This window comes from Micromonospora vinacea, assembly GCF_015751785.1.
In the GTDB taxonomy this organism is placed as follows: Bacteria; Actinomycetota; Actinomycetes; order Mycobacteriales; family Micromonosporaceae; genus Micromonospora; species Micromonospora vinacea.
In genome coordinates, this window is the sequence record NZ_JADOTY010000001.1 from 1,952,662 (window position 1) to 1,976,189 (window position 23,528).

The 23,528-nt window shown below is 72.1% G+C and carries 23 protein-coding genes; 14 read left to right on the forward strand and 9 right to left on the reverse strand.

Translation table 11 applies throughout. The features are described 5' to 3' along the window. Positions 1–19 precede the first annotated feature (19 nt). From IW249_RS09410 to IW249_RS09425, 4 genes are all read left to right on the forward strand, one after another. Positions 20–673, forward strand: a complete 654-nt coding sequence (locus IW249_RS09410) for a GAP family protein (RefSeq protein ID WP_196920386.1) — start codon at positions 20–22, stop codon at positions 671–673. A gap of 69 nt (positions 674–742) precedes the next feature. Continuing rightward, positions 743–1,525 carry an SDR family oxidoreductase gene (locus IW249_RS09415; RefSeq protein WP_196920387.1) on the forward strand — a complete coding sequence of 261 codons (783 nt, stop codon included), beginning with the start codon at positions 743–745 and terminating at the stop codon, positions 1,523–1,525. A 37-nt stretch (positions 1,526–1,562) separates the two neighbouring features. Further along, entirely contained in the window at positions 1,563–1,757 is a 195-nt protein-coding gene (locus IW249_RS09420) for a hypothetical protein (RefSeq protein WP_030331904.1), read from the forward strand. A 95-nt stretch (positions 1,758–1,852) separates the two neighbouring features. Further along, positions 1,853–2,401: a YbaK/EbsC family protein gene (locus IW249_RS09425; protein ID WP_196920388.1), complete on the forward strand. Its 549-nt coding sequence runs from the start codon at positions 1,853–1,855 to the stop codon at positions 2,399–2,401. Positions 2,402–2,475: 74 nt separating this feature from the next. Here the strand turns inward: IW249_RS09425 and IW249_RS09430 are convergent, their stop codons facing one another. From IW249_RS09430 to IW249_RS09445, 4 genes are read right to left on the reverse strand one after another with little or no spacing between them, the layout of a single operon-like run. Beyond that, complete coding sequence (locus IW249_RS09430) at positions 2,476–3,117, reverse strand: DsbA family oxidoreductase (RefSeq protein ID WP_196920389.1); 642 nt, start codon at positions 3,115–3,117, stop codon at positions 2,476–2,478. Between the two features lie 20 nt (positions 3,118–3,137). Further along, on the reverse strand, positions 3,138–3,566 hold the full coding sequence (locus IW249_RS09435; protein WP_112678084.1) for a SufE family protein: 429 nt from the start codon (positions 3,564–3,566) through the stop codon (positions 3,138–3,140). A 35-nt stretch (positions 3,567–3,601) separates the two neighbouring features. Further along, complete coding sequence (locus tag IW249_RS09440; RefSeq protein WP_196920390.1) at positions 3,602–4,027, reverse strand: CBS domain-containing protein; 426 nt, start codon at positions 4,025–4,027, stop codon at positions 3,602–3,604. 57 nt (positions 4,028–4,084) lie between these two features. Then, complete coding sequence (locus IW249_RS09445; RefSeq protein ID WP_196920391.1) at positions 4,085–5,854, reverse strand: proline--tRNA ligase; 1,770 nt, start codon at positions 5,852–5,854, stop codon at positions 4,085–4,087. 241 nt (positions 5,855–6,095) lie between these two features. On the opposite strand from IW249_RS09445, the gene IW249_RS09450 reads away from it, so the two are divergent. The 4 genes from IW249_RS09450 to IW249_RS09465 all read left to right on the forward strand — a co-directional run bounded on the left by IW249_RS09450 (position 6,096) and on the right by IW249_RS09465 (position 9,811). Then, positions 6,096–6,863: an SGNH/GDSL hydrolase family protein gene (locus IW249_RS09450; RefSeq protein WP_196924711.1), complete on the forward strand. Its 768-nt coding sequence runs from the start codon at positions 6,096–6,098 to the stop codon at positions 6,861–6,863. Between the two features lie 2 nt (positions 6,864–6,865). Beyond that, positions 6,866–7,312, forward strand: coding sequence for an imidazolonepropionase-like domain-containing protein (locus tag IW249_RS09455; protein ID WP_196920392.1), 447 nt, complete (start codon positions 6,866–6,868; stop codon positions 7,310–7,312). A 129-nt stretch (positions 7,313–7,441) separates the two neighbouring features. Continuing rightward, entirely contained in the window at positions 7,442–8,812 is a 1,371-nt protein-coding gene (locus IW249_RS09460; protein ID WP_196920393.1) for a gluzincin family metallopeptidase, read from the forward strand. Positions 8,813–8,908: 96 nt separating this feature from the next. After that, complete coding sequence (locus IW249_RS09465; protein ID WP_196920394.1) at positions 8,909–9,811, forward strand: sulfurtransferase; 903 nt, start codon at positions 8,909–8,911, stop codon at positions 9,809–9,811. Between the two features lie 98 nt (positions 9,812–9,909). Here the strand turns inward: IW249_RS09465 and IW249_RS09470 are convergent, their stop codons facing one another. The 3 genes from IW249_RS09470 to IW249_RS09480 all read right to left on the reverse strand — a co-directional run bounded on the left by IW249_RS09470 (position 9,910) and on the right by IW249_RS09480 (position 12,300). Continuing rightward, complete coding sequence (locus tag IW249_RS09470) at positions 9,910–11,103, reverse strand: hypothetical protein (RefSeq protein WP_196920395.1); 1,194 nt, start codon at positions 11,101–11,103, stop codon at positions 9,910–9,912. Then, a complete protein-coding gene (locus tag IW249_RS09475) occupies positions 11,100–11,648 on the reverse strand; it encodes a SigE family RNA polymerase sigma factor (protein WP_145791953.1) in 549 nt (182 codons plus the stop codon). Before IW249_RS09475 ends, IW249_RS09470 begins: the two co-directional genes overlap by 4 nt. Positions 11,649–11,718: 70 nt before the next feature. After that, complete coding sequence (locus IW249_RS09480) at positions 11,719–12,300, reverse strand: TetR/AcrR family transcriptional regulator (protein ID WP_196920396.1); 582 nt, start codon at positions 12,298–12,300, stop codon at positions 11,719–11,721. A 67-nt stretch (positions 12,301–12,367) separates the two neighbouring features. On the opposite strand from IW249_RS09480, the gene IW249_RS09485 reads away from it, so the two are divergent. After that, on the forward strand, positions 12,368–13,564 hold the full coding sequence (locus IW249_RS09485; RefSeq protein ID WP_231392464.1) for an FAD-dependent oxidoreductase: 1,197 nt from the start codon (positions 12,368–12,370) through the stop codon (positions 13,562–13,564). On the opposite strand, the gene IW249_RS09490 is transcribed toward IW249_RS09485, so the two are convergent. Then, complete coding sequence (locus IW249_RS09490) at positions 13,561–14,784, reverse strand: MFS transporter (protein ID WP_196920397.1); 1,224 nt, start codon at positions 14,782–14,784, stop codon at positions 13,561–13,563. The genes IW249_RS09485 and IW249_RS09490 overlap by 4 nt on opposite strands. A gap of 121 nt (positions 14,785–14,905) precedes the next feature. Between IW249_RS09490 and IW249_RS09495 the strand changes: the two genes are divergently transcribed. From IW249_RS09495 to IW249_RS09515, 5 genes are all read left to right on the forward strand, one after another. After that, a complete protein-coding gene (locus IW249_RS09495; RefSeq protein WP_196920398.1) occupies positions 14,906–16,693 on the forward strand; it encodes an HSP90 family protein in 1,788 nt (595 codons plus the stop codon). Positions 16,694–16,695: 2 nt separating this feature from the next. Then, positions 16,696–19,572 (forward strand): hypothetical protein, encoded by a 2,877-nt coding sequence (locus IW249_RS09500; protein ID WP_196920399.1) that lies wholly within the window; start codon positions 16,696–16,698, stop codon positions 19,570–19,572. Between the two features lie 101 nt (positions 19,573–19,673). Beyond that, the gene (locus IW249_RS09505; RefSeq protein ID WP_030331931.1) at positions 19,674–20,273 is read left to right on the forward strand and encodes a TetR/AcrR family transcriptional regulator; all 600 of its coding nucleotides are present in this window, start codon (positions 19,674–19,676) and stop codon (positions 20,271–20,273) included. A 71-nt stretch (positions 20,274–20,344) separates the two neighbouring features. Beyond that, positions 20,345–21,682 (forward strand): acetyl-CoA carboxylase biotin carboxylase subunit, encoded by a 1,338-nt coding sequence (locus IW249_RS09510; protein ID WP_196920400.1) that lies wholly within the window; start codon positions 20,345–20,347, stop codon positions 21,680–21,682. Between the two features lie 179 nt (positions 21,683–21,861). Beyond that, complete coding sequence (locus IW249_RS09515; protein WP_196920401.1) at positions 21,862–22,782, forward strand: hydroxymethylglutaryl-CoA lyase; 921 nt, start codon at positions 21,862–21,864, stop codon at positions 22,780–22,782. A gap of 54 nt (positions 22,783–22,836) precedes the next feature. Here IW249_RS09515 and IW249_RS09520 read toward each other — a convergent pair whose 3' ends face one another. Beyond that, the gene (locus IW249_RS09520) at positions 22,837–23,397 is read right to left on the reverse strand and encodes a snapalysin family zinc-dependent metalloprotease (RefSeq protein WP_196920402.1); all 561 of its coding nucleotides are present in this window, start codon (positions 23,395–23,397) and stop codon (positions 22,837–22,839) included. Positions 23,398–23,528: the final 131 nt, after the last annotated feature.

Sequence of the window (23,528 nt, forward strand, 5' to 3'; positions counted from 1 at the left end):
GCCGGAAGGATGGCGGGCGATGAACTTCCTGACCGTGCTGCCGCTCGCCGTGGTCATGGTCGCCGGGACGCAGTTGGTGGTGGCGGTCTTCCTGGCCTCGTCGGATCGGCCCCGGGCGGCGTCGCTGGGCTTCCTCGCCGGTGCGGGGCTGGTGGTCGCCGCCGGGGTGACGGTGACCTGGTTGTTGACCCGGCTGGTTGGCGGAGTGGCCGCCGACGCCAGCGCCGTCGCCGGGAAGGTCGACCGCGGCCCCGCCATCGACCTGGTGGTGCTGGCCCTGCTGGTGATCCTGGCCGTGCTGATCTGGGTACGCCGGGACCGCTCCGGACCGCCGCGCTGGCTGGGGAGCATCGAGCACGCCGGTGCGCCGCAGGCGCTGCGGCTGGGTGCGCTGCTCTTCGTGGCGACGCCCACCGACGACCTGACCATGGCCACCGTCGGGGCGAGTGTGGCCCGACACGATCTGCCGTGGTGGCACCTGGTGCCGTTCGTGTTGGTCACAGTGCTCCTGCTCGCGCTGCCCCTGCTGGCGTTGCTGCTGCTCGGGAACAGGGCGGCCCGGGTGCTGACCCGGATGCGGGAATGGGCCGAGGGGCACGCCTGGATCGTCAACGAGCTCGTGATCGCGTTCTTCGCGTTGCTGACCGTCTTGGACCTGATCCGGTCGGGGTGAGCCGCCGCACGCCGTCACGGGATGCCGTGCCGTTTCGTCAAGCTCAGGTCAAGCGAGTGGGAGGACGAGATGAAGGTTCTGATCACCGGGGCGTCCGGCAGTCTGGGCCGGGCGGTGCTGGGCCGGTTGCGCGACGACGGGATCAGCGTCCGGGCCACCAGCCGCCGTCCGCCCGCCGGCTCGGACGTGGAATGGGTGGTTAGCGACCTGACCACCGGAGACGGGTTGACCAGGGCGGTGACCGGGGTGGACGCCGTGCTGCACCTGGCGTCCGCGCCTCGGGGTCGGCAGACCTACCAGGTGGACGTGTTGGGCACCCGCCGACTGGTGGTGGCCGCCGGCGCGGCCGGGGTGCGGCACATCGTCTACATCTCGATCGTCGGGGTTGATCGGGTGCCGATCCCGTACTACCGCCACAAGCTCGCCGCCGAGCAGGTGATCGCTGCCGGTGCGGTGCCGTGGTCGGTGCTGCGGGCCACCCAGTTTCCCCAGTTCCTGGACGACCTGCTGACGGCCAGCGCGCGGCTGGGCCCGGTGATCGGGGACCGGGCTGTGCTCGCCCAACCGGTCGACCCGGGCGAGGTGGCGGCGCGGCTGGCGGCCCGACTGGTCGCCGGCCCGTTGGGCGGCATCGAGGAGCTGGGTGGGCCGCAGGTGCTCCGCTTCGACGAGGCCGTCCGGGCGTGGCGGTCGGCCCGGGGCTCGCGCCGACCGTTGCTGCCGGTGCGGATTCCCGGCCGACTCGGTCGCGAGCTGCGGGCCGGTGGTCTGACCACCGAGGCGCTGCCCCGGGGCGTGCGCACCTTTGCCGACCACCTGGCCGACACGTACGGGGGAACCGGCCGGAAATGAGAGCAACAACGGTTCACGTTCGTCTTACCGTAACGTCATGTTCGCTGTCGTCACCACGGTGATCCTCTACGTCTTCGGCTTCGTCTTCCTCTACGGCGTGATCCGGCTGGGTGTCCGGCACGCCTTCGAGGATCTGGAGCTGCAACGGGCCAAGGCCCAGCGCGAAGAGGAGTTGGCGGCTGCCCGCGACCGCTCCTTCATGCGCGACAACGCCTTCCTCGCCGGCAGTTGAGCACCGGATCGATCCGGCCCGGGCCGGTGTCGTCGCCGGGGGCCCGGGGAGCCGCCGGGCGGTTCAGCGTGGCGGATGCGAGGATCGCACCCGTGATGGGAACGCTGAAGACCGAACCGGCCCGCGCCCGCCTGGATCTGCTCGCCCCGCCGGTCGCGGAGGCCATCGCGCAGTGGCCGGCGGAAGCGCCGGTGGACGTCAACGACGTGCTGGTCGCGCCGATCGACGCCGACCTCGCCGACACCGCGGCGTTCTGCGCGGCGTACGAGGTGGGGCTGGACGTGTCGGCCAACTGTGTCGTGGTGGCGGGCAAGCGCGAGGGCGTGGTCCGCTACGCGGCCTGCATCGTCCTGGCCACCACCCGGGCCGACGTGAACGGGGTGGCCCGCCGGGCGTTGGACGTCCGCAAGGCGAGCTTCGCGCCGATGGCCGACGCTGTGGAGTTGACCGGCATGGAGTACGGCGGCATCACCCCGATCGGGCTGCCGGCCCAGTGGCCGATCCTCGTGGACGCGCGGGTCGTCGCCACACCGCACGTGATCGTCGGGTCCGGCGTACGGCACAGCAAGATCGCGCTGCCGGGGCCGGCGTTGGGCGCGCTGCCGGGAGCGCAGGTGGTCGAAGGGCTGGCCAGGCCGGCCTGACCAGGCATCGGTATCGATGTTGTTGCACGTGAAACATCGTGATCATCGATGCCGGACGCCCGGCGGTCGGTGACTCAGTGTGAGTGTGCTGCGGATTCGCGCTGCTCGACCTCGGCGAGCGCGGCGAGCAACGTCTGCACCTCCTGGGCGCCGGAGACCGCGTACTTCCCGGCCAGCACGAAGGTCGGCACGCTGGTGATGCCCAGGTCCCGGGCAGCGGCCAGGTCGGCGGCGACGTCGGCTACGCGCTCGTCGGAGTCGAGGAACCGGCGCGCGTCGGCCGCGTCCAGGCCGATCTCACCGGCCAGGGTGGCCAGCGCCTCCCGCGACCCGACGTCGACCCCGTGGTTGAAGTGCGCCTGGTAGAGCGCCTCCACCATGTCGGCCGCCCTGCCCTGCTCGGTCGCCCAGGCGACCAGCCGGTGCGCCTCGAAGGTGTTGGCGATCACCGCGCGGTCGTAGTCGAGCCGCAGGCCGTCCGCCGCTGCGACCTGGATCACGTGGTCGACCATCTGCCGGGCGCGCTCCGGGCCGCCGAACTTGCCGGCCAGCGCCTGCACCAGCGGAAGCGGCTGCGGCACCGGCGACGGGTCGAGCTGGAACGGTCGGTAGCGGACCGTCACCTCGCCCTCGTAGCTGGCGAGGGCCTCATCCAGGCGGCGCTTGCCGATGTAGCACCACGGGCAGATGACGTCCGCGTAGATCTCGATCTCCATGATCGGTGGCAACCTCGTGGTCAGCCGAGTTGTTCCCGGATCTGCCGCTTGAGACGGCCCAGGATCGCCGTGCCGCCGCGGATCCGCAGGGGGCTGATCGCCTGCGCCAGCCCCATGCGCTGGTAGAGGTCGTCCGGCACGGCCAGCACCTGCTCGGCGCTCGCGCCCGCCAGCCCTTCGGCGAGGATCCCGGCGAACGCCCGGGTGGTGGGCGCCTCCGGCGGGCAGTCGAAGAGCGTCTCCACTGTGCCTTCCGGGGTCACCCGGGCGCGTAGGAAGAACGCTGTCTGACACTCGGGCACCTGCTCCATGCCCTCGCGCTCCGCGGTGCCCGCCGGCAGCGCCGGGAGCACGTCCGAATACTCCAGGAGCAACTCCAGCACCAGGTCGCGCGGCGCGGCGGCGAACTCGTCGACGATCTCGGCCAGTCGGGCCGGCATGTCAGCCATGCGTCGAGGCTACCGCCGCCGCCCGGGGGCCCCGGTCAGACGGTGGGCGACTGCTCGCTGATCTCGCTGAGCGCGCTGGTGGGGTCGAGCTGCATGGCCAGGTCGCCGAGGGAGACGATCCCCACCAGCTTGCGGTCACTGTCACAAACGAGCACCCGTCGGATGCCCCGGTCCCGCATGAGCGCCGCCGCCTCACTCGCCGTGCAGTGCTGTTCGATCATGACGACCTCGCGGGTGACGATCGAGCCGATGGTGGTGGCCGCCGGGGAGCTGTTCTCCGCCACGGCCCGCACCACGATGTCCCGGTCGGTGAGCATGCCGGCGAGGCTGGCGCCGTCGGTGACCACCACGTCACCGATGTCGGCCTCCTTCATCACCCTGGCAGCCTCGTCCAGGGTGGTCTCGGCCGGCAGGTACACGACCTGCTTGGTCATCACGTCACTGACCCGGTAACCGGTCATGAGAGCCTCCGAAGACGTTTCCACCCGATCCAACTGCACTACCCCGTGACGCCGCCGCTACACCAGGCTCGCACGTTCCTGGCGTACCTCGTGGACGAGTCGCTCCACCAGACCGTCCACCCGCAGCTCGGTGCGCCCGTCGCCGGCCCGCTCGCGCAGCTCGACGTACCCCTCGGCGAGCCGGCGGCCGACCACGACGGCCCGGGGGATGCCGATCAGCTCGGCGTCGGTGAACTTGACCCCGGCCGAGACGTGCGTGCGGTCGTCGACAAGCACCCGCAGGCCGGCGGCGGCGAGACGCCCGCCGAGCTCCAGCGCCGCGTCGAGCTGCGGACCCTTGCCCGCAACCACCAGGTGTACGTCACACGGCGCGATCGCCGCCGGCCAGACCAGGCCCCGGTCGTCGTGGTGCTGCTCGGCGACGGCCGCCACCGCCCGGGAGACTCCGATGCCGTAGCAGCCCATTGTCGGCCGGACCGGCTTGCCGGCCGGCCCGAGCACGTCGACAGCGAAGGCGTCGGTGAAGCGGCGACCGAGCTGGAAGATGTGCCCGATCTCGATGCCCCGCCGGATGGTCAGCTCGCCCGCCGCACAGTCGGGGCAGGGGTCACCGGCGCGCACGTCGGCAGCCTCGATGGTGCCGTCGGGGGTGAAGTCCCGTCCGCACACCACGTCGGTCGCGTGTCGGCCGGGCTCGTTCGCCCCGGTCAGCCAGGCTGACCCGGTCACCACCCGAGGATCGACCAGATAACGGATGCCCAGCTTGTCGAGCAGTTGCGGCCCGATGTAACCGCGAACCAACTCCGGATGGTCTGCCCACTCCTCGAAGACGGTCACCTGCGCGGGGTGCAGCGCGGCACCGACCCGCTTCAGGTCGACCTCCCGGTCACCGGGCAGCCCGATCACCAGGGGCTCGGCCCGGTCGACGCCCGGCTGGCGGACGGACAGCACGACATTCTTCAGGGTGTCGGCGGCGGTCCAGCCGTCCCGACCGCCCAACCGGCGCGCGTTGGCCAACTCCACCAGGCTCGCGATCGTGGGGGTCTCCGGAGTGTCATGCACCTCGGCGGCGGGCTGGCTGCTCGGGTCACCGGCGCTCGGCACCCGGGTGGCCACCGCCTCGGTGTTTGCCGCGTAGGCGCAGGAGGTGCAGCCGACGAAGGTGTCCTCGCCGACCGGCGTCGCCGCCAGGAACTCCTCCGACGCGGAACCGCCCATCGCGCCGGACATCGCCCGCACCACCGAGTAGTCCAACCCCAACCGGTCGAAGATCCGCTGGTACGCGGCGCGATGCCGTGCGTACGCGTCCTGCAGCCCCGCCTCGTCCAGGTCGAAGGAGTACGCGTCCTTCATCAGGAACTCCCGGCCGCGCAGCAGCCCGGCACGCGGACGCGCCTCGTCGCGGAACTTCGTCTGCACCTGGAACAGGGTCACCGGGAAGTCCCGGTACGAGGTGAACAGATCCTTGACCAGCAGCGCCGCCATCTCCTCGTGGGTGGGCGCCAACAGGTGCTCGGCGCCGCGCCGGTCGGCGAGGGTGAAGATGTCGTCGCCGTACTCCGTCCACCGGCCGCTGGTCCGGTACGGCTCGGCGGGCAGCAGCGCCGGGAAGTGCACCTCCTGGTCGCCGATCGCGATCAGCTCGCCCCGCACCACCTCGGTGATCCGATCCAGCACCAGCTTGCCCAGCGGCAGCCAAGTGTAGCCGCCCGGTGCGGCACGACGGATGTAGCCGGCGCGCAGCAGCAGCCGATGGCTCGGCACCTCCGCGTCCGCCGGATCCTCGCGCAGGGTCCGCAGCAACAGGGTCGACATGCGTAGCAGCATCCGGGCAGCCTACGGCCGGTCCGGCAGGATGAGCGATCCATTTCGATCCGAACCGGACCCGACGCCGGCAACCATCGGCGCCGTTGCAGGGTCGACCGGGCGGGGGCCCAACCTCGCGATTGCACCGGACGATCCGGCCCGCCAATGACCTCCGCCACGTCGCCGGATCGGGGCACCGTCCGCAGCGCCTGCGGTGACAGACTGGTCGCCGCAGGCAACGAGTGGCGTGAGGGAGGCGCGGGTGCGCTGGCGCAGTTTTGTCGCGGTCGGGGACAGCTTCACCGAGGGTATGGACGACGCGTACCCGGACGGCACCTTCCGGGGTTGGGCGGACCTGGTGGCGACCCGGCTCGCCGCCGACGCGGGGCCCGACTTCCGCTACGCCAACCTGGCCATCCGAGGCCGGCTCTTCCCCAGCGTGGTCGCCGAGCAGGTGCCCTCCGCGGTGGCGATGAAGCCGGATCTGATCAGCTTCGCGGCCGGTGGCAACGACGTGCTGCGGCGCACCTTCGACCCGGACACGCTGGTCGCCCGCTTCGACGAGGTGGTCCGGCAACTGCGCTCGGGTGGCGCGGACGTGCTCCTCTTCCGGTTCGCGGACGTGATGGCCCGACTGCCCGGTCAACGCCTCGTCGCCCCCCGGGTGCAGTTGCTCAACCAGGCGGTCGGCGAGACCGCCGAGCGGCACGGCGCCATCATGGTCGACCTGTACGCCGACGACACGTTCCTCAACCCGATGCTCTGGAGCACCGACCGGTTGCACCTCTCCCCGGCCGGCCACCGGCGGGTCGCTGGGCAGGTGTTGAACGCCCTCGGGGTTGGTTGCGACGAGGAGTGGCTGATGGTCCCGCCGCACCCGGCACCGTCGCCCTGGTTGGCCGCCCGCGCCGCCGACCTGCGGTGGGCCGGTCAGCACCTCGCTCCCTGGGTGAAGCGGCGGCTGACCGGTCGGTCGTCCGGCGACACGGTGACGGCGAAGCGTCCGCAACTCGGCCCGCTCGTCGACTGAGCGTGCTCACCCTGCACACCGCGCCCCTGCTGCGCCGCGAGCGGGACGGCGAGCCGGCGCCGGAACAGGCCGTGCTGGTCAGTGGCGACCGGATCGAAGCCGTCGGCCCGCTGGCCGAGCTGACTTCGGGGTACGCCGGCGCTCGGGTTCGCCGCTGGCCCGGCACGCTGGGGCCGGGCCTGCTGCACGACGGTCCGCTGCCGCCCGCGCCCACCCCGCGCGAACGGGTGCACGCGCTGCTGCGCACCGGGGTGACCGCCGTGTTGGCGGAGCACCTGGCCGACCCGGCGCTGCGGGCCGCCGCCGAGCGCAGCGACCTACTGGTGCTGCCCACCGCCGTGGCGCCGACGCTACGTCCGGACGGGCGGGCCGACCTCGCGGTGCACGACGTCGACGGCACCTGCCTGGTGACAGTGGTCGCCGGTCGGATCGTCCACCGCCGCGCCTGAACAGGCCCAATCGTCTCCACTGTGGAGTTTGTCTGTCGAATCGGGGTCGCCCGATGTCCGCCGCCCTCGATAGCATCCCCTGCCCCCGCTGATCGGAACGCGGGGACATCGGGGAAAGGTGGATGAGGGATGACCCTCATACCTGGCACGACGACATCCGCAGGACCGGTCCGGGCACTGCTGGCCATGGGGCTTTCCGTCGCGGTCGCCGCCGGGGCGCTCACACTCACTGCCGCGCCGGCCGCAGCTGACGACGCGCTCTCCGTCGGCGACAACCAGCCGCCGGGTGCGCCGACCGAGTTGCAAACCTCCGGCGAGCCGTGCACGACGGCCGAGCCGTACCAGTTGTGGCAGAACGACGACCTGGCGCTCTCCGCCGTCCTGCACGACCCGGACGTCGACGAGACCGGTGGCACCGACCTGTTGACCGCGACCTTCGCGCTCTGGCCGGTCGACGAGCCGACGGCCCGGATCGAGCGGTTCGGGTTCAACGGCCGTGAGGGCGATCGGGAGAGCGCCCTCTTCGAACGGGAAACGCTCACGCACGACCGGGTGTACGCGTGGCAGGTCCGGGCGACGGACAGCCAGGCGACCGGCGAGTGGAGCGGCCTCTGCCATCTCCGGACCGACTTCCAGGGCCCGGAGGTCGCCCCGGTCGTCACCTCCACAGACTTCCCCGTCGAGGGCTGGCACCCGGCGCTGCCCGGTCAGTTCACCTTCGACGCCGCGGCGACCCCGGACGCGGTCGGCTTCCGGTACGAGCTGCTCGGCAGCGACGGCGTCCACACGGTGTCGGCCGACCGGCCCGGTGGCTCGGCCACTGTCACGCTCCACCCGGATGCGGGACCCGGCACCGTCGTGGTGCAGAGCCTTGACGCGGCCGGAAACAGGTCGCCCGAGGCGCGGTACGAATTCCGGGCCAGCGACGTCGCACCGATCGTCACCGGCAGACTCACCGAGATCGGCGTGCCGACCACGTTCACTGTGCAGCCGCAGATGCCAGGGGTGGTCCGCTACAGGTTCCAGCTGGACGGCGACCCCGAGCAGACGGTGGAGGCCGCAGCCGACGGCACCGCCACGCTGACCGTCACCGCCACCCGGGGTGGCAACCGGACGCTCTCCGTGACCAGCGTGACCGCCGACGGCGTGACCGCCACCACGACGAGCACCTTCGCGCTGTCGACCGCCCCGAAGATAACCGCAACTGTCTATCGGCAGGGCGCCACCAGTGGGGGGCCGGGCGTTCCCGGAGTCTTCACCTTCACCCCACGCCAGCCTGACGTGGTCAGTTACAGCTATCGCTTCAACACGGTGACCAGCACCGTGGCCGCGGCGGCCGACGGCACCGCGTCGGTGACCTGGACGCCGACGAAGGCCGGGCTGACCATGCTCACCGTTTCAAGCATCGACCGGAACGGCACCCAGTCGACTTCGGCGTCCTTCATCTTCTTCGTCGGCAACCTGCCGCCGAGCACCCCGGCTCAGGCCGGCGATCAGTAACCCAGCCACCGGCCGGCCGGCCCACCATCCCGTGCGGGTGGTGGGCCGGCCCCGTTACAGCGGTCGTGGGGGGCGATCCGGCGTACCTTGGGGATCATGTCTGTGCCGAACGATCCCGATCCCCGCCTCCAGTCGTACGCGGACCCGCAGCGGCTGGTCACCACCGAGTGGCTGGCCGAGCATCTGGGCGACGAGGGTCTCGTCGTCGTCGAGTCCGACGAGGACGTGCTGCTCTACGAATCCGGTCACATTCCCGGTGCCGTCAAGGTCGACTGGCACCTGGAGCTGAACGATCAGGTCACCCGGGACTACCTGGACGCCACGAGCTTCGCCGAGCTGTGTGCCGCGAAGGGCATCGGCCGGGGTGACACTGTCGTCTTCTACGGCGACAACTTCAACTGGTGGGCCGCGTACGCCCTCTGGGTCTTCTCGCTGTTCGGCCACGCCGACGTGCGACTGCTCGACGGTGGCCGGCAGAAGTGGATCGCCGAGGGGCGCGAGGTGACCCGCGACAAGCCGGCTCGTCCGCGCGCCGACTATCCGGTGCCGCTCCGTGACGACGCGCCGCTGCGGGCCTTCCGTGAGCAGGTCATGGCGCACGTCGCCTCCGGCCGGCCACTTGTCGACGTCCGGTCGCCGAGCGAGTACACCGGCGAGACGCTGCACATGCCGGACTACCCGCAGGAGGGTGCGCTGCGAGGTGGGCACATCCCGGGCGCGGTCAGCAAGCCGTGGAAGTCCGCCGCCAACGAGGACGGCACGTTCAAGTCCGCCGACGAGCTGAAGGCGATCTACGCCGACCAGCTCGGGCTGAGCCCCGACGACGACGTGATCGCGTACTGCCGGATCGGGGAGCGGTCCAGCCACACCTGGTTCGTGCTGCGGCACCTGCTGGGCTACCCGCAGGTGCGCAACTACGACGGCTCGTGGACCGAATGGGGCAACCTGGTCCGGGCACCAGTCGTCAAGGGTGACCAACCCGGCGGCCTGGCCGCCTGACCAGATCCTCGTGTGATCGACTCGGGTTCCCTGATGTCGGGCCGTCCCTCTAGCTGGGACACCGCGATATCAAGGAACCCGAGTCGACCCGATCCTCGTCAGCTAGCGAGCGAGAACACGCCGCGCAGCTCGCGGACGATGCCGGTGATCTCGCCGGTCTCCGGGTGCCAGCGGGCCAGGGCAGCCGGTTCCAGTCGGAGCAGCACCGCGCCCTTGTTGTCCCAGCCCAGCACCTCGCAGCAGCCCTTGCTGCGGTCCCGGCCCAGGTCGAGCAGGTGGAGCACGGCGCCGGTCCGCGCGTCCAGCACTGCCGCCCCCTCGGCGCCGTCGATCTCGCTGTTGGTGATCCAGGCCGCCCGGGCCAGCCGTTCGCCGTGCAGCCAGCCTCGGCCGTAGAACTCGTTGACCTGGTAGGGCGAGGGCATCCCCGAGGCGTTTATTGGCTGTTCGGAGCGGAGTTCGCCCTCCCGGGCGGTCCGGCTGCGCAACTTCAGGCTGGTCCGTTCGCCGTACACGTCGATCAACGGGGCCTCGCGGCCGGCGGCCGGGTCGGGTGCGATCAGCTCCCAGGTCGACACGTCGATCGTGCTGGCCGCCCCGGTGACCCGGTCCACCGCGTACGTCCGGTCGTCGCCCCCGACCAGCACCCGGTCGTGCGCCCACACCACCAGCTCCAGGTAGCCGTCGAGCGGTATCCGGCGGACGGCCGCCGTGGTGAGGTCGACCATGATCAGCTCTTTGGTCTGCGCGAACGCCGCCGACCGGCCGTCCGGCGACAGCACTCCCGGCTTCACGGCGGGCGCCTCGTTGCCGCTCGCGTCCCGGGTCGGTGCCAGCGTCACCACGTCGAGGCTGCGTACCACTCCGTCGTTGCCGAGCACCCGGACCGGGCCGTTCGCGTGATACTCCTCGTCCAAGGGCTGGAACAGCGCCAGCGCCCGCTGGACGGGTCGCTCGGAGAGCGGCACTGTCGCCGGATCGCCGAGCTTGGCCAACGGATCGGGCGGGAAGGTCAGCTCGGCGGGCGGTTTCTGCACCGGACCCGCGTGGGTGGGGTCGACGGTCGGGGTCACCGTGGGGCCGACCGGAGGGACCGGCGCTGGATCGGCGGGAGGTCGCAGTGCCGCCACCGTGCCACCACCGACCAGCACCACCGCCAGGGCGACCCATCCGACGGACCGCCGGGTTCGCCGGGTACGTCGAGCCCGCTCCCATCCGGCGGTGGCGGGCTGGCTGGGCAGCACGTCCTCGGCGCTGATGGTCAGCAGTCGACGCAGATCCTGCTCGTTCACGGGTTCACCTCCAGACCGCTGGCCAGATCGGCCGAGCCCTGGCTCGGTCGGGCATCGCGGGCGAGGTCCGGAGCGACCTCGCGGAGTCGGCGCAGCGCCGCGTGGCACTGGCTCTTCACGGTGCCGACGGTCACCCCGAGCGCCTCGGCGGTGGCGACCTCGGTCAGGTCCTCGTAGTAGCGCAACACCAGCACGGCCCGCTGCCGTGGTGGCAGGAGGCCCAGCGCGTCATGCATCGTCAGTCGTAGCGCGCCGTCCCGGTCGTGGGCCACCTGGTCCGGCGGAGCGGCGCTGAGCCATTCCCGCCGTCGACGACGCCACCACGACACCGAGTCCCGGTAGAGGATGGCCCGCACGTACGCGGAGGGGTCGCCGTCGCGGACCGAGGACCAGCGCAGCGCCAGCTTCAGCAGCGCGTCCTGCAGGAGGTCCTCGGCCTGGTGCCGGTTGCCGCAGATCAGGTAGGCCGCGCGGAGCAGCCGGTGCTGGTGGTTCTCCACGAAGGCGAGGTAGCCGTCGCGTCCGTCGTCTCTCGTCGGCGCCATCCGTCCCCCTCCCGGCCGTCGCGGTGTACGCGTCATCTGGCAGACGCACGGGAGGGGGGAAAAGGTTGGGTCAGCTCGGTGGCGTTCCGGTCAGATAGCGCTGAAGGGTCGGCGCGATCCAGGAGACCAGCTCGTCCGGGGTGGTGTCCACCATGGGCGGCAGGCGGACGATGTACCGGGTGAAGGCGAGGCCGAGGATCTGACTGGCCACCAGGCCGGCTCGTTGGGCGGTCAGCGCCGGGTCGCCGTTGAACGTGGCCACGGCGGCGGTGAGCTGGTCGGCGAAGATGCCTCGCATGCGTTCGGCCGCGCCGGGGTTGGTGCTGGCGGCGCGCAGCAGCGCCACCAGCGTCTCGTCGCCCTCCCAACGGGCGAGGAAGTGCCGGACCAGCGCCTCACCGAGGTGGGCGGGCGGCACCGAGGTCAGGTCGGGCAGGCGTAGGTCGAACTCTGCCGCCGCCGCGAAGAGCCCCTCCTTGCTGCCGTAGTAGCGCATGACCATCGACGGGTCGATCTGGGCGTCGGCGGCGATGGCCCGGATCGTGGCGCGCTCGTAGCCGTCCGCCGCGAACCGTTCCCGGGCCGCTCGCAGGATCGCCGCCCGGGTGGCGTCGGAGCGGCGGGGCTGGGTCGACTGGTCGGACGGGGTCATGCCAACGACCGTATGCCAACACCCGTTGACACGCAATCAACAGGGCCTTAGCGTTGCCAACAAGTGTTTGCCAACAGGTGTTGGCAACGGTCTGTTGGAGGTGGCCATGCTGCCCACGAACACCGACGTCCTAGTGGTGGGCGCCGGCCCCACCGGTCTCGCCACCGCGTTGACACTGGCCCGGCGCGGAGTCGAGGTGACAGTGCTGGACCGGTTGGCCGCGCCGCCGACGACCTCCCGCGCCGCCGTCGTGCACGCGTACACACTGGAGGTGCTGGACCGGATCGACGCCGCGGCGCCGCTGATCGCCCAGGCGGTGCGGACGCCGCGCTTCACAGTGCGCGACCGGGACAGGGTGCTGCTGTCGGTGCCGTTCCATGAGCTACCGTCCCGCTTCCCCTACGCGCTGCTGGTCTCCCAGGCGGTCACCGAGGCCGTGCTCACCGAGAAGTTGGCCGAACTCGGTGTCCAGCTACGACGGTCACGCCAGCTCACCGGGCTGAGCCGCGCCGGTGACGGCATGCTCGCGCAGGTGGACGACGAGGCGCTGCGCGCCCGATTCGTGGTCGGTGCCGACGGCCTGCACAGCACTGTCCGGCAGTTGGCCGGCATCGGCTTCACCGGCAGCAGCGACGAGGAGTCCTTCGTGCTCGCCGACGTGCGGGTGCGCAGCGTGCTGCCCCGCGACGAGGCGGCGCTCTTCCTCGCCCGCTCCGGACCGCTGGTCTGGGCGCCCCTCCCCGGCGGGGTGGTCCGGTTGGTCGCCGCCGTGGCGACCGCCCCCGCCGAACCGGACGCCGCCTACCTCCAGGCGCTGCTCGACGAACGCGGCCCGGCGCGACGACCCGACCGGGTGACCGAGGTGCTCTGGGGCTCCCGATTCCGGGTGCACCACCGGATCGCCGACACCTTCCGAGCCGGTCCGGTGCTGCTGGCCGGCGACGCCGGGCACGTGCACAGCCCCGCCGGCGGGCAGGGCATGAACCTCGGCATCTGCGACGCCGTCGCGCTCGGCACCGCAGTGGCGGACGTGCTCGACGGTGGCCCGAAGACGCTGCTCGACGACTACACCGCCCGGCAGCGGCCGATGGCCGAGGACGTGCTGAGCTTCGCCGCCGGGCTGACCAGGTTGGCCAGCGTCTCCCCGGCTCGTCGCCCCGCCCGGGACGTGCTGCTCCGGCTGCTCGGCGCCGTCCCACCGGCCCGTCGACGCATCGCGCTGCGCCTGTCCGGGCTGTCGCACCGGGAGCCGACGCCGGGTTAGGCCACGGGGCTAAACACGGCGGGGGCGACCGGCCGCAGTGTCCGCCACGCGGCGAAGGTGACCAGCGCGAACGTCCCCGCCGCCGCGCCCGTCACCGGCACCGTGCCGTACGCCGAGGCGGCCAACCCGGCGAGCGCCGCCCCGAGCGGTGCGGTGAGCAGACCGACCATCCGCTGGGCCGCACCGACCCGACCCAGCAGTTCGCCCGGCACCTGCCGCTGCCCGTACGACGCCCACAGGCTGTTCCACACCACGGTGCCGGCGGCGAAGACGGCCAGCGCGATCCCGCCCGACACCGGATGCCGAGCCAGCGCGAAGCCGGTCAGCGCCACGGTCTCCACGGCCAGCACCGCACGCAGCGCCGGCACCGTACCGAGCCAGGCGGCGAGCCGACCCGCCCCGAGCGCCCCCACCACGCCCCCGACGATGGCCGCGGCGGCGAACAGCCCGTACCCGGCCGGCGGCACCCGCAGCACGTCCAGCGCGTAGAGCACCAGCACCGCCATGATTCCGCTGATCGCCAGGTTGCTCGCGGCGGTGAGCACTGTGACCCGCCACAGGGTCCGGTGCGCCCGCAGCCAGCGCAGCCCCTCGACGATCTCGCTCCACACCGAGCCGCGCCGCCGTTCCATCCCTGTGGTGATGGCGGGAGGCGGACCGAGGGCCAGCACCAGCAGGGCGGCTGCCGCGAAGGTGAGGGCGTCGAGGGCGAACGGGAGGGCCGGGGCGACGGCGAACAGGACACCTGCGGCGGGCGCTCCGAGGAAGCCACCCGCCACCGCCGACCCCGCCTGGAGCCGACCGTTCGCCCGGGGCAACGCGTCCGGCGGCACCAGCGCGGGGAGCAGCGCGAACGAGGCGGAGTCGAAGAGAGTGCCAAGGGTGGCGAGCAGGAACGCCGCCGCCAGCAACACCAGGACATTGACCCGGTCGAGCGCGACCACAACGGCCAGCGCCGCCACCACTGCCGCGCGTACCCCGTCGACCACCGCCATCGTCCGACGGCGGTCCCACCGGTCCGCGTACACGCCGCCGAGCAGGCCGAACAGCAGCGGCGGCACCTGCCCGGCCACCGTGACCGCCGCGATGATCCGCGGGTCGCGGGTCACGGCCGCGGCCAACAGGGCCAGTGCCGGGGTACGCAGCGCGTCCCCGAACCGGGACGAGACGGCCGCGGACCACAGGAGCCGGAAGTCCCGGCCCAGAGCGGAGGAAGTCATGCCGGCGACCGTGCCGGTTCGACCCGGTCGAGGGTCAAGCCGCCGGGCGAAAAGGGGACCGCGCCTGTCGGTGATCATGGGTACGGTGAGCGCCGGCATCGGGACCGGGGAGACATCAGGCGTGGACCACACTTTCCAGGTCGACCTACGTGGCGTGGTCGACCTGCTCAGTCATCACCTCTACGGCAGCCCGCGGGTCTACGTCCGCGAACTGCTCCAGAACGCGGTGGACGCGATCACCGCCCGACGCCGGGTCGAGCCGGACGCGCCGGCGCTGGTACGCATCGAACCCCCGGACAGCACCGGCGACGGCACGCTACGGGTGCACGACACCGGCATCGGCCTGACCGAGGCGCAGGTGCACGAGCTGTTGGCCACCATCGGCCGCAGCTCGAAGCGCGACGAGCTGGGCTTCTCCCGGCACGAGTTCCTCGGCCAGTTCGGCATCGGCCTGCTCTCCTGCTTCCTGGTGGCCGACGAGATCCAGGTGCTCACCCGGCACGGCGACGACCCCACGGTTCGCTGGACCGGGTACGCCGACGGCCGTTACGCCGTGACTGTGGCCCCGCCGGAGGAGGCCCGCGCCGAACCGGGCACCACTGTCACCCTGGTGCCGCGCCGTGACGCGGACCAGTGGTTCACCACCCCGACCGTCACCGACCTGGCCCGCCTCTTCGGCGCGCTGCTGCCGGTCACCGTCCGCGTCGGCGACGTCGTCACCACCACCGGGGAGCCGCCCTGGCCGACCACGCCGGGTGCGCCGGTGGACCGCGCGGCGTTGATCCGGTACGCCCGGGAGACGCTCGGCGTGGACCCGTTCGACGTCCTGCCGCTGGCCGTGCCGGAGGCCGGGCTGACCGGTGTCGCCGTCATCCTGCCGACCCCGGTGAACCCGGCGGCCCGGGCGGGGCACCGCGTCTACCTCAAGCGGATGCTGCTCACCGAGAACGCCGACGGGCTGCTGCCGGAGTGGGCGTTCTTCGCGCACTGCGTGGTGGACGCGACCGAGCTGCGCCCGACCGCCAGCCGGGAGGCCCTCTACGAGGACACCCTGCTGACGGCGACCCGGGAGGCGCTCGGCGACCAGGTGCGCGGCTGGCTGGTCCGGCTGGCCCGGCACGACCCGCACCGGCTGGCCGAGTTCCTCCAGGTGCACCACCTCGGCGTGAAGGCCCTGGCGTTGCACGACGACGAGATGCTCCGGCTGGTCGACAGGTGGTGGCCGATGGACACCAACGTCGGCACGCTCACCCTCGCCGAGTTCCGGGAGCGCTACGGCGTGGTCCGCTACGCGGCGAGTCTCGACGAGTTCCGTCAGCTCGCCGCGGTGGCCGCCGCGCAGGACCTGGCGGTGGTCAACGCCGGATACACGTACGACACCGAGTTGATCGAGCGGCTGCCGGTGGTGGACCGCTCGGTGCTGATCGAGCGGCTGGAGCCGAGCGACCTCACCACCCGCTTCGACGCGCTCGACCCGCAGGTGGAGTTGGCGCTGCGACAGTTCCTCGCGGCGGCGCAGCGGGCCGTCGAGCGGTCCGGCTGCGAGGTGGTCATCCGGGCGTACGACCCGGTCTCGCTGCCCGCGCTCTACCTGGTCAGCCGCTCGGCGGCGTTCAACGACCAGCTCGCGGCCAGCCGGGACCGGGCTGACGAGCTGTGGGGCGGTGTGCTCGACGCGCTCGCCGCCACCGCCCCGCCGGACCGCCCGCAGCTGGTGCTCAACCACCGCAACCCGCTGGTCCGCCGGGTAACCATGCTGGGCGACCCGGAGTTGGTGGGGCTCGCCGTCGAGGCGCTGTACGGGCAGGCGCTGCTGCTCGGCCACCATCCGATCCGCGCCGCCGACGCGGCGCTGCTGAACGATTCCTTCCTCGGCCTGCTCGGCCGGGCTGTTCCGGGACGGGAGTGAGCATGAGCGACGAGGATCTGTGGCGGGTGCTGCGCGGCATCTCCGACATGCCGTACGGGGCGGGGCAGATCGCCGCCCTGGAGCAGCTGCTGCGCCGGGTGGACGCCGCCGACGACAGGCACCTCGCGTTCGTCACCCGGATGCAGGCCACCACCGGCTACATCTACGGCGGCGAGCCGGCGAAGTCCTTCGTGACCTTCTCCTGGTGTCTGTCCGAGTTCGACAGTGACCCGCAGCCGTACCACCAGCGTCACCTGCACAACCTGCTCTGGCACTTCAAGTACATGATCAACGGCCTGCTGAACTTCCCGGAGGTGCCGCTCGACCGCACGTACGCCGTGCTGGACGACATGGAACGCCGCTACCGGGCTGGCGGGCACAGCCTGCAGGCCGTGCACAAGCACCGGTTCCGGGTCGCCGACCACGTGGGCGACGCCGAGGCCGCGGCGCACTGGTACCGGCTCTGGCAGACCACCCCGCGCGACGCCCTGTCCGACTGCGCCGGTTGTGACCCCACGAGCCAGGTGGGACACCTCGCCGACACCGGGCGGGACGTGGAGGCGGTGGAGCTGGCCGAGCCGGTGCTCGCCGGCCGGCTCAACTGCAACGAGCAGCCGCAGTCGATCCTCACCGCGCTGCTCCTGCCGTACCTGCGGACCGGGCGGGCCGAGGAGGCGCGGGACGCGCACCGGGAGGCGTACCGCCGGCTGCGCGGCAACCTCGCCAACCTGTGGGACATCGGCGACCACGTCGAGTTCTGCACGTTGACCGGCAACGAGGCGCGGGCGGTGGAACTGGTCGAGCGGCACCTGGACTGGCTGGACCGGCCGCCGTCGCCGGCCGCCGCCATGCACTTCGCGGCGGCGGCTGCCGCGGCGCTGCGTCAGGCCGGCGCGTCGAGCGTGTACCGCCGGGCCGCCGAGGGCCGGCCGGCCGCTGAGGTGTCGGCGGCGTCGTTGGCGGACGAGCTGGCCGAGACCGCCACCGGCCTGGCCGCCCGCTTCGACGCCCGTAACGGCACCAGCCACCAGTCGGAGTGGGTTGCCCGTCGGCTCGCCGTGCAGGCGAGCGGGGACCATGTGCCGTTGTCGGCGAGCGTCCGCCGCCGCCCGGCCCGCCCGGTCGGGGGCGAACCGGTCGCCGGGCCGGGCACACCGGCGTCTTCTACCGGTCGCGTGCGACCCGGTGAGGGTGAACGACCCGCCGTTACCGTGCCCGCCGACGCCGGCCCGGACGATCTGCTGGACCTCGCGGAGCAGGGTTGGGGTCGGCACGACCGGGCCACCTTCCGGGCGGCGCTGGCCGCCTTCGACGACCGGTTCGGCTCCGCCGAGCTGCCCGCCCGCACTGCCGCGCACCGGCTGGCGCTGCGGGCGTCGGAGCGTGGCGAGGAAAACGACATCGAGGGTGCGATCACGCTGAACCGGGCTGCGCTGGAGTTGTACCGGGAGGCGGGCGCGGAGGTGCCCGCCCAGACGGTCGCCGGGCGGCTCGGTGTGCTGTTGACCCGCTCCGACGAGGACAGCGAGGAAGGGCTACGGCTGGCCCGAGAGGCGGCCGAGGTCCTGGATCGGCTCGGCGACGCCCGGCAGCGGACGGCCGGACACGAGCGGGTGGCGTTGACGCTGCTGTACCGCGAGCGGTGGGCGGACGCGCTCGCCGCGCTCGACCGGGCGCCGGCCGACGCGGGCGGCGACCGGCACCTGGCGGCGCGGATCGCGCTGCACCGGGGGCACCTGCTGGAGGAATCCGACCGCGTCGAGGAGGCCCGCGCCGCCGTCGACGAGGCACGCCGGATCGGTCGGGAGTTGGGCGTCGACGAGCTGGTCACTGGCGCGTGCCTGGCCTACGCGCGGCTGGTCGACGATCCTGCGGACGCGGTGGCCGCCTGCGACGAGGCGTTGGAGGCGGCACCGGTGGAGGCGGAGTTGCCGGTCCGGGTCGCTCGCGCCCGCGCGTTGTTGTCGGCCGGCCGGGCCGTCGACGCGGTGGACGACTTCGTCGAGGCGGTGACGCTGTGCGTGGAGCGGGGCGCCGAGGGGGACGCGTTCCTGCGGTGGGAGCTGGCGAACGCGTACCGGATCGTGGGCCGGCTCGCCGAGGCCGCCGAGGTCGCCGAGGAGGCCATCCTCGGTCTGGATCGGTTGGGCGCCCAGGCGGAGGCCGACCGCTGCCGGCACCTGCTGGCCGGCGTCTACGCCGGGCTTGGTGAGACCGACGCGGCGTTGGCCCTGTTGCAGCAGCTGGCCAGCAACCTGGATGGGCCGGACAACCTTCCGCACCGGGCGCAGGTGCTGGAGGAGGCCGGCGGGATCCTCTACGACGCCGACCGGGACGCGGCGGCGGGTGAGCGGTTCGTCGCCGCCGCCGAGGCGTACCGGCTCGGTGACCTGCCGGTGGACGAGCTGCGCGCGCGCCGACGGGAGGCGTACGCCTGGTTCTGGGCCGACGACCGGGACGCGGCGTTGCGTGCCGTCGAGGTGGTGGACGGGTTGGCGGCGAAGCTGGCCGGGCAGGCCGAGCCGCAGGTGACGTACGAGCTGGCGATGGCGGCCGAGGCCGGAGCGCGGGTTCTCACCGGGGAGGAACGGCTGGACGAGGCGCTGGGTCGGCTCACCGGGGTGCCGGACCGGTTGCGGTCGATCGAGGCGTTCGGCGAGGCCGCCCAGGTGGAGGCCCTCATCGGTGAGTTGCTGCTGCGCCTGGACCGGCCGGCCGAGGCGGAACCGCTGCTGCGCCGCGTGGTCGGTGGGCTGCCGGCCGGATCGCGGCAGGTCCGCCAGACTGCCTGGCTGCTGGCTCGGGCGCTGGATCTGCTCGATCGGCCCACGGAGGCTGCCGCGTTACGTGCTGAGCACGACCTGGACCAGGACGACTGACCCTCGCTGGCCGCCCCTGGCCAGGTCAGGGGCGGCCCGGCCCGGGGTGGGCGGATCTGACCGGCAACCATCGCGGGCTCCTCGCGGTCTAGGCTTGCCCGGTGACGGTGGAGCAGCAGGCACGGGGTGCGGCGGGTGCGGGCCGGCGCAGGTCCCGCAAGGACGAGATCCTGGAGATCGCGGTAGGTCTGTTCGCGGCGCGTGGCTACCACGGCGTGTCGATGGACGACATCGGCGCCGCCGCCGGGGTCACCGGTCCGGCGCTCTACCACCACTTCGCCGGCAAGGAGGCGATGCTGGCCGCCGCGCTGATCCCGGTCAGTGAGGGGTTGCTGGCCGGCGGGCGGGAACGCGCCGCCGGGCGCTCGGACGACCCGCGCGGAGTGCTGGAGTCGCTGATCGACTTCCACGTCGAGTTCGCGCTGGCCAACCCGGCGGTGATCGCGTTGCACCTGCACGAGCTGGACCGCCTGCCCGAGGAGCCGCGGCGGCGGATCCGTCGCCTGCAACGGCTCTACGTCGAGGAGTGGGTGACGGTGCTCACCGCGCTGCACCCGGGGATGCCCGACGGTGAGGCGCGGGTGCTGGCGCACGCCGCGTTCGGTCTGATGAACTCGACGCCGTTCCTCGGTGGTGAGGTGGACCGGCGACGCCGGGCCGAGTTGCTGCGCGGCGCGACCCTGGCCGCGCTGCTCGCCTGAGCCGACTCGTCAGAACCGTGTCGGTCATGATTCCCTGACATCGTCCCACCATCCGGACGCCGGGAGGAAACATGATCGAGTCTCTGCTGGTCGCCAATCGGGGCGAGATCGCCCGCCGGATCATCCGGACCGCCAAGCGGCTCGGCATCCGCGCGATCGCTGTGCACTCGGAGGCCGACGCCGACCTGCCGTTCGTCGCGGAGGCGGACGAGGCGGTCCTCATCGGCCCGCCGAACCCGGCGCTGAGCTACCGCAACACCGAGGCGATCCTCGCCGCCGCGAAGAAGACCGGTGCGCAGGCCATCCACCCCGGGTACGGCTTTCTGTCGGAGAACGCCGACTTCGCCCGCACCGTCGAGGCGAGCGGCCTGATCTGGGTCGGACCGGGCGCGGACGCGATCACCGCGATGGGCGACAAGATCAACGCCCGGAACCTGATGGCGGCGGCCGGTGTTCCGGTCGCGCCCGGCACCACCGACCCGGCCGCCGACCTGGGCGCGGCGGTGACGGCCGCCGCCGAGATCGGCTACCCGGTGATGGTCAAGGCCGCCGCTGGCGGTGGCGGCATGGGCATGGGCGTGGCCGCCGACGAGGCCGCGCTGCGCACCGAGTACGACAAGGTGCGCGCGTTCGCCGAGCGGATGTTCGGCGACGGTTCGGTGTTGATCGAGCGGTACTTTCCCCGGGTACGGCACGTCGAGGTGCAGATCCTCGGCCTGGCCGATGGCCGGGTGGTGGCGCTCGGCGAGCGGGAGTGCTCGGTGCAGCGGCGCAACCAGAAGCTGGTGGAGGAGTCCCCGTCGCCGGCGGTCTCGCCGGAGCTGCGGTCCCGGCTCCTGGCCGCGGCGGTGCGGGCCGGCGAGGCGGTCGACTACCGCAACGCGGGCACCGTGGAGTGCCTGCTCGAACCTGAGACGAACGAGTTCTTCTTCCTGGAGATGAACACGCGGTTGCAGGTGGAGCACCCGGTGACCGAGTACGTCTACGGCGTCGACCTGGTCGAGGAGCAGTTGCGGGTGGCCTCCGGGTTGGCGCCGACGTTCGACCCGGACGCGTTGACTCCGCGTGGACACGCCATCGAGATGCGGATCAACGCGGAGGACCCGAAGCGCTTCCTGCCCGGTCCCGGTGTGATCAGGACGTGGGTCGAGCCGACGGGCGAGGGTGTCCGGGTGGACTCCGGCTACACCGACGGCAACACGGTCACTCCGTTCTACGACAGCCTGCTGGCCAAGCTGATCGTCAGCGGCGCGACCCGCGACGAGGCGCTCGATCGCGCGAAGGCAGCCGTCGCGGCCTTCCAGATCGAGGGCCCGAAGAACAACGTCCCCTTCTTCGCCGAGCTGCTGACCAACGACGAGTTCCTCTCCGGTGCCTACGACACGGGAATCGTCTCCCGCATGCGCTGACCGGCCAGGCCGTCGACAGTCGTGCCGGCGGGGAGGCAAGACTGGTTCGCGCGCCCTTTGCTCTGCTTACCTATACGCGCCAGCGGTTATTCGGTGACGGACAGTTACCGTCGCGCATAGGGCAGCAGAGCAAAGCGGCCGACATGCTGTCCCGATCCGACGTCACAGCGAGGTGACCGATGAGTCAACTGCCAGATTCCGTCTCCATTCGTGAGGTTGGGCCGCGGGACGGGTTGCAGAACGAGGACCCGATCCCGACCGACGCCAAGGTGCGGCTGCTCGACGCCCTCTCCGGCACCGGCGTACGGCGCATCGAGGCGGTGTCGTTCGTGCACCCCAGGGCGATTCCGCAGATGGCCGACGCCGACGAGGTGTGGCAGCGGGCGGTGAAGGCCGACGGGGTGCGGTACTCCGCGCTGGTGCCGAACACCCGGGGCGCCCAGCGGGCCCTCGCCGCCGGATTCACCGAGATCGAGGTGGTGGTCTCGGCCAGCGACACGCACAACCGGCGCAACGTCAACCGGTCCACCGACGAGTCGCTTGACGACATCGCCGAGCTGATCGACCTGCTGCACGGTGCGTCGGCGCGGGTCGAGGTGATCGTGGCGACCAGCTTCGGCTGCCCGTACGAGGGGGACATCGACCCGCAGCGGGTGGCGGGGATCGTGGACCGGGTGGTCCGCGACGGCGCGGACCGGGTCGCGTTCGGCGACACCACCGGCATGGGCACCCCACGCCGGGTCCGCGAGCTGTTGACAGCGGTACGCGACCGCAACGCGCACGTGCCGGTGCTGCTGCACTTCCACAACACCCGGGGTACGGCGCTGGCCAACCTGTTGACCGCGCTGGAGCTGGGGGTGACCGAGTTCGACGCCAGCGTTGGCGGCCTGGGTGGCTGCCCGTACGCGCCGGGGGCGAGCGGCAACCTGGCTACCGAGGAGGCCGTGCACATGCTGCACGACATGGGCATCGACACCGGCATCGACCTGGCGGCGCTCATCGAGGTGGCGGAGTTGGCGGAGGAGTTGCTCGGCAAGAAGCTGCCGTCCGGTGTGCTGCGGGCCGGCCCGCGTACCCGGTTGACGCCGTTGCCGAGCTGAGGACGCGACGAAGGGGCCGGCGCGTGCGCCGGCCCCTTCCACCTGCCAGGTCGGTCAGCTCACCGGGGTGAGCGCGCTCGGCCAGCTGTCGCGGAAGACGTCCGCGCTGCGGTCGGTGGCGCTGAACGTGCCGGCGAAGAGGTTGCTGACCCGGCTCGCCTCGGCGGTGCTCGGGTACGGGTTGGTGCAGCTGGTGCCGGCGCTGCCGCCGGACATCAGCAGCGCGCAGTTTCCGTTGTAGTTGTCCGGCAGGCCGAGGATGTGCCCGATCTCGTGCGTCATGATCCGTAGCACGCTGTACTGGGCGGCCTGCTGGGTGTCGATGTAGACCCGGCCGTTGCCGAGGCTGGTTCGCACGGCGTACGAGCCGCCGCCGGTGATCCGGTAGATCCGCAGGTTGGAGCCGCAGTTGGCGGAGAGCGTCAGGTTGACCGTGGCGTTGTTCCAGATCGAGGCGGCCTGGTTGGCGACGCTGGCGTAGCTGCCCGCCTGGCTGGTGTTGTAGCAGATGGTCATGGCGGCGGACGCGGGCGCGGGGTTGGCGACCGTGACGCCGAGGGTGGCGAGTGCCGTCGCGAGGAACGCGACCGCGAGCCGATTGAGTCGTGAGGTCATCGCTGACTCCATTCCGGGAGGAGGGGTGCCAGGAGCCTAGCGATGAGTATTCATGTTTTTCAATGTCTTGCTCTCGGCTCGACCGTCTGGTTCGCTCGTAGGTCGCCGACAGTCGTACTCATGCGCTAGCC

Bases quoted from the DNA above. Each gene is read 5' to 3' on its own strand.
- IW249_RS09410 (WP_196920386.1), top strand. From the start codon at position 20: ATGAACTTCCTGACCGTGCTGCCGCTCGCCGTGGTCATGGTCGCCGGG.
- IW249_RS09415 (WP_196920387.1), top strand. From the start codon at position 743: ATGAAGGTTCTGATCACCGGGGCGTCCGGCAGTCTGGGCCGGGCGGTG.
- IW249_RS09420 (WP_030331904.1), top strand. From the start codon at position 1,563: ATGTTCGCTGTCGTCACCACGGTGATCCTCTACGTCTTCGGCTTCGTC.
- IW249_RS09425 (WP_196920388.1), top strand. From the start codon at position 1,853: ATGGGAACGCTGAAGACCGAACCGGCCCGCGCCCGCCTGGATCTGCTC.
- IW249_RS09430 (WP_196920389.1), bottom strand. From the start codon at position 3,117: ATGGAGATCGAGATCTACGCGGACGTCATCTGCCCGTGGTGCTACATC.
- IW249_RS09435 (WP_112678084.1), bottom strand. From the start codon at position 3,566: ATGGCTGACATGCCGGCCCGACTGGCCGAGATCGTCGACGAGTTCGCC.
- IW249_RS09440 (WP_196920390.1), bottom strand. From the start codon at position 4,027: ATGACCGGTTACCGGGTCAGTGACGTGATGACCAAGCAGGTCGTGTAC.
- IW249_RS09445 (WP_196920391.1), bottom strand. From the start codon at position 5,854: ATGCTGCTACGCATGTCGACCCTGTTGCTGCGGACCCTGCGCGAGGAT.
- IW249_RS09460 (WP_196920393.1), top strand. From the start codon at position 7,442: ATGACCCTCATACCTGGCACGACGACATCCGCAGGACCGGTCCGGGCA.
- IW249_RS09465 (WP_196920394.1), top strand. From the start codon at position 8,909: ATGTCTGTGCCGAACGATCCCGATCCCCGCCTCCAGTCGTACGCGGAC.
- IW249_RS09475 (WP_145791953.1), bottom strand. From the start codon at position 11,648: ATGGCGCCGACGAGAGACGACGGACGCGACGGCTACCTCGCCTTCGTG.
- IW249_RS09480 (WP_196920396.1), bottom strand. From the start codon at position 12,300: ATGACCCCGTCCGACCAGTCGACCCAGCCCCGCCGCTCCGACGCCACC.
- IW249_RS09490 (WP_196920397.1), bottom strand. From the start codon at position 14,784: ATGACTTCCTCCGCTCTGGGCCGGGACTTCCGGCTCCTGTGGTCCGCG.
- IW249_RS09500 (WP_196920399.1), top strand. From the start codon at position 16,696: ATGAGCGACGAGGATCTGTGGCGGGTGCTGCGCGGCATCTCCGACATG.
- IW249_RS09510 (WP_196920400.1), top strand. From the start codon at position 20,345: ATGATCGAGTCTCTGCTGGTCGCCAATCGGGGCGAGATCGCCCGCCGG.
- IW249_RS09515 (WP_196920401.1), top strand. From the start codon at position 21,862: ATGAGTCAACTGCCAGATTCCGTCTCCATTCGTGAGGTTGGGCCGCGG.
- IW249_RS09520 (WP_196920402.1), bottom strand. From the start codon at position 23,397: ATGACCTCACGACTCAATCGGCTCGCGGTCGCGTTCCTCGCGACGGCA.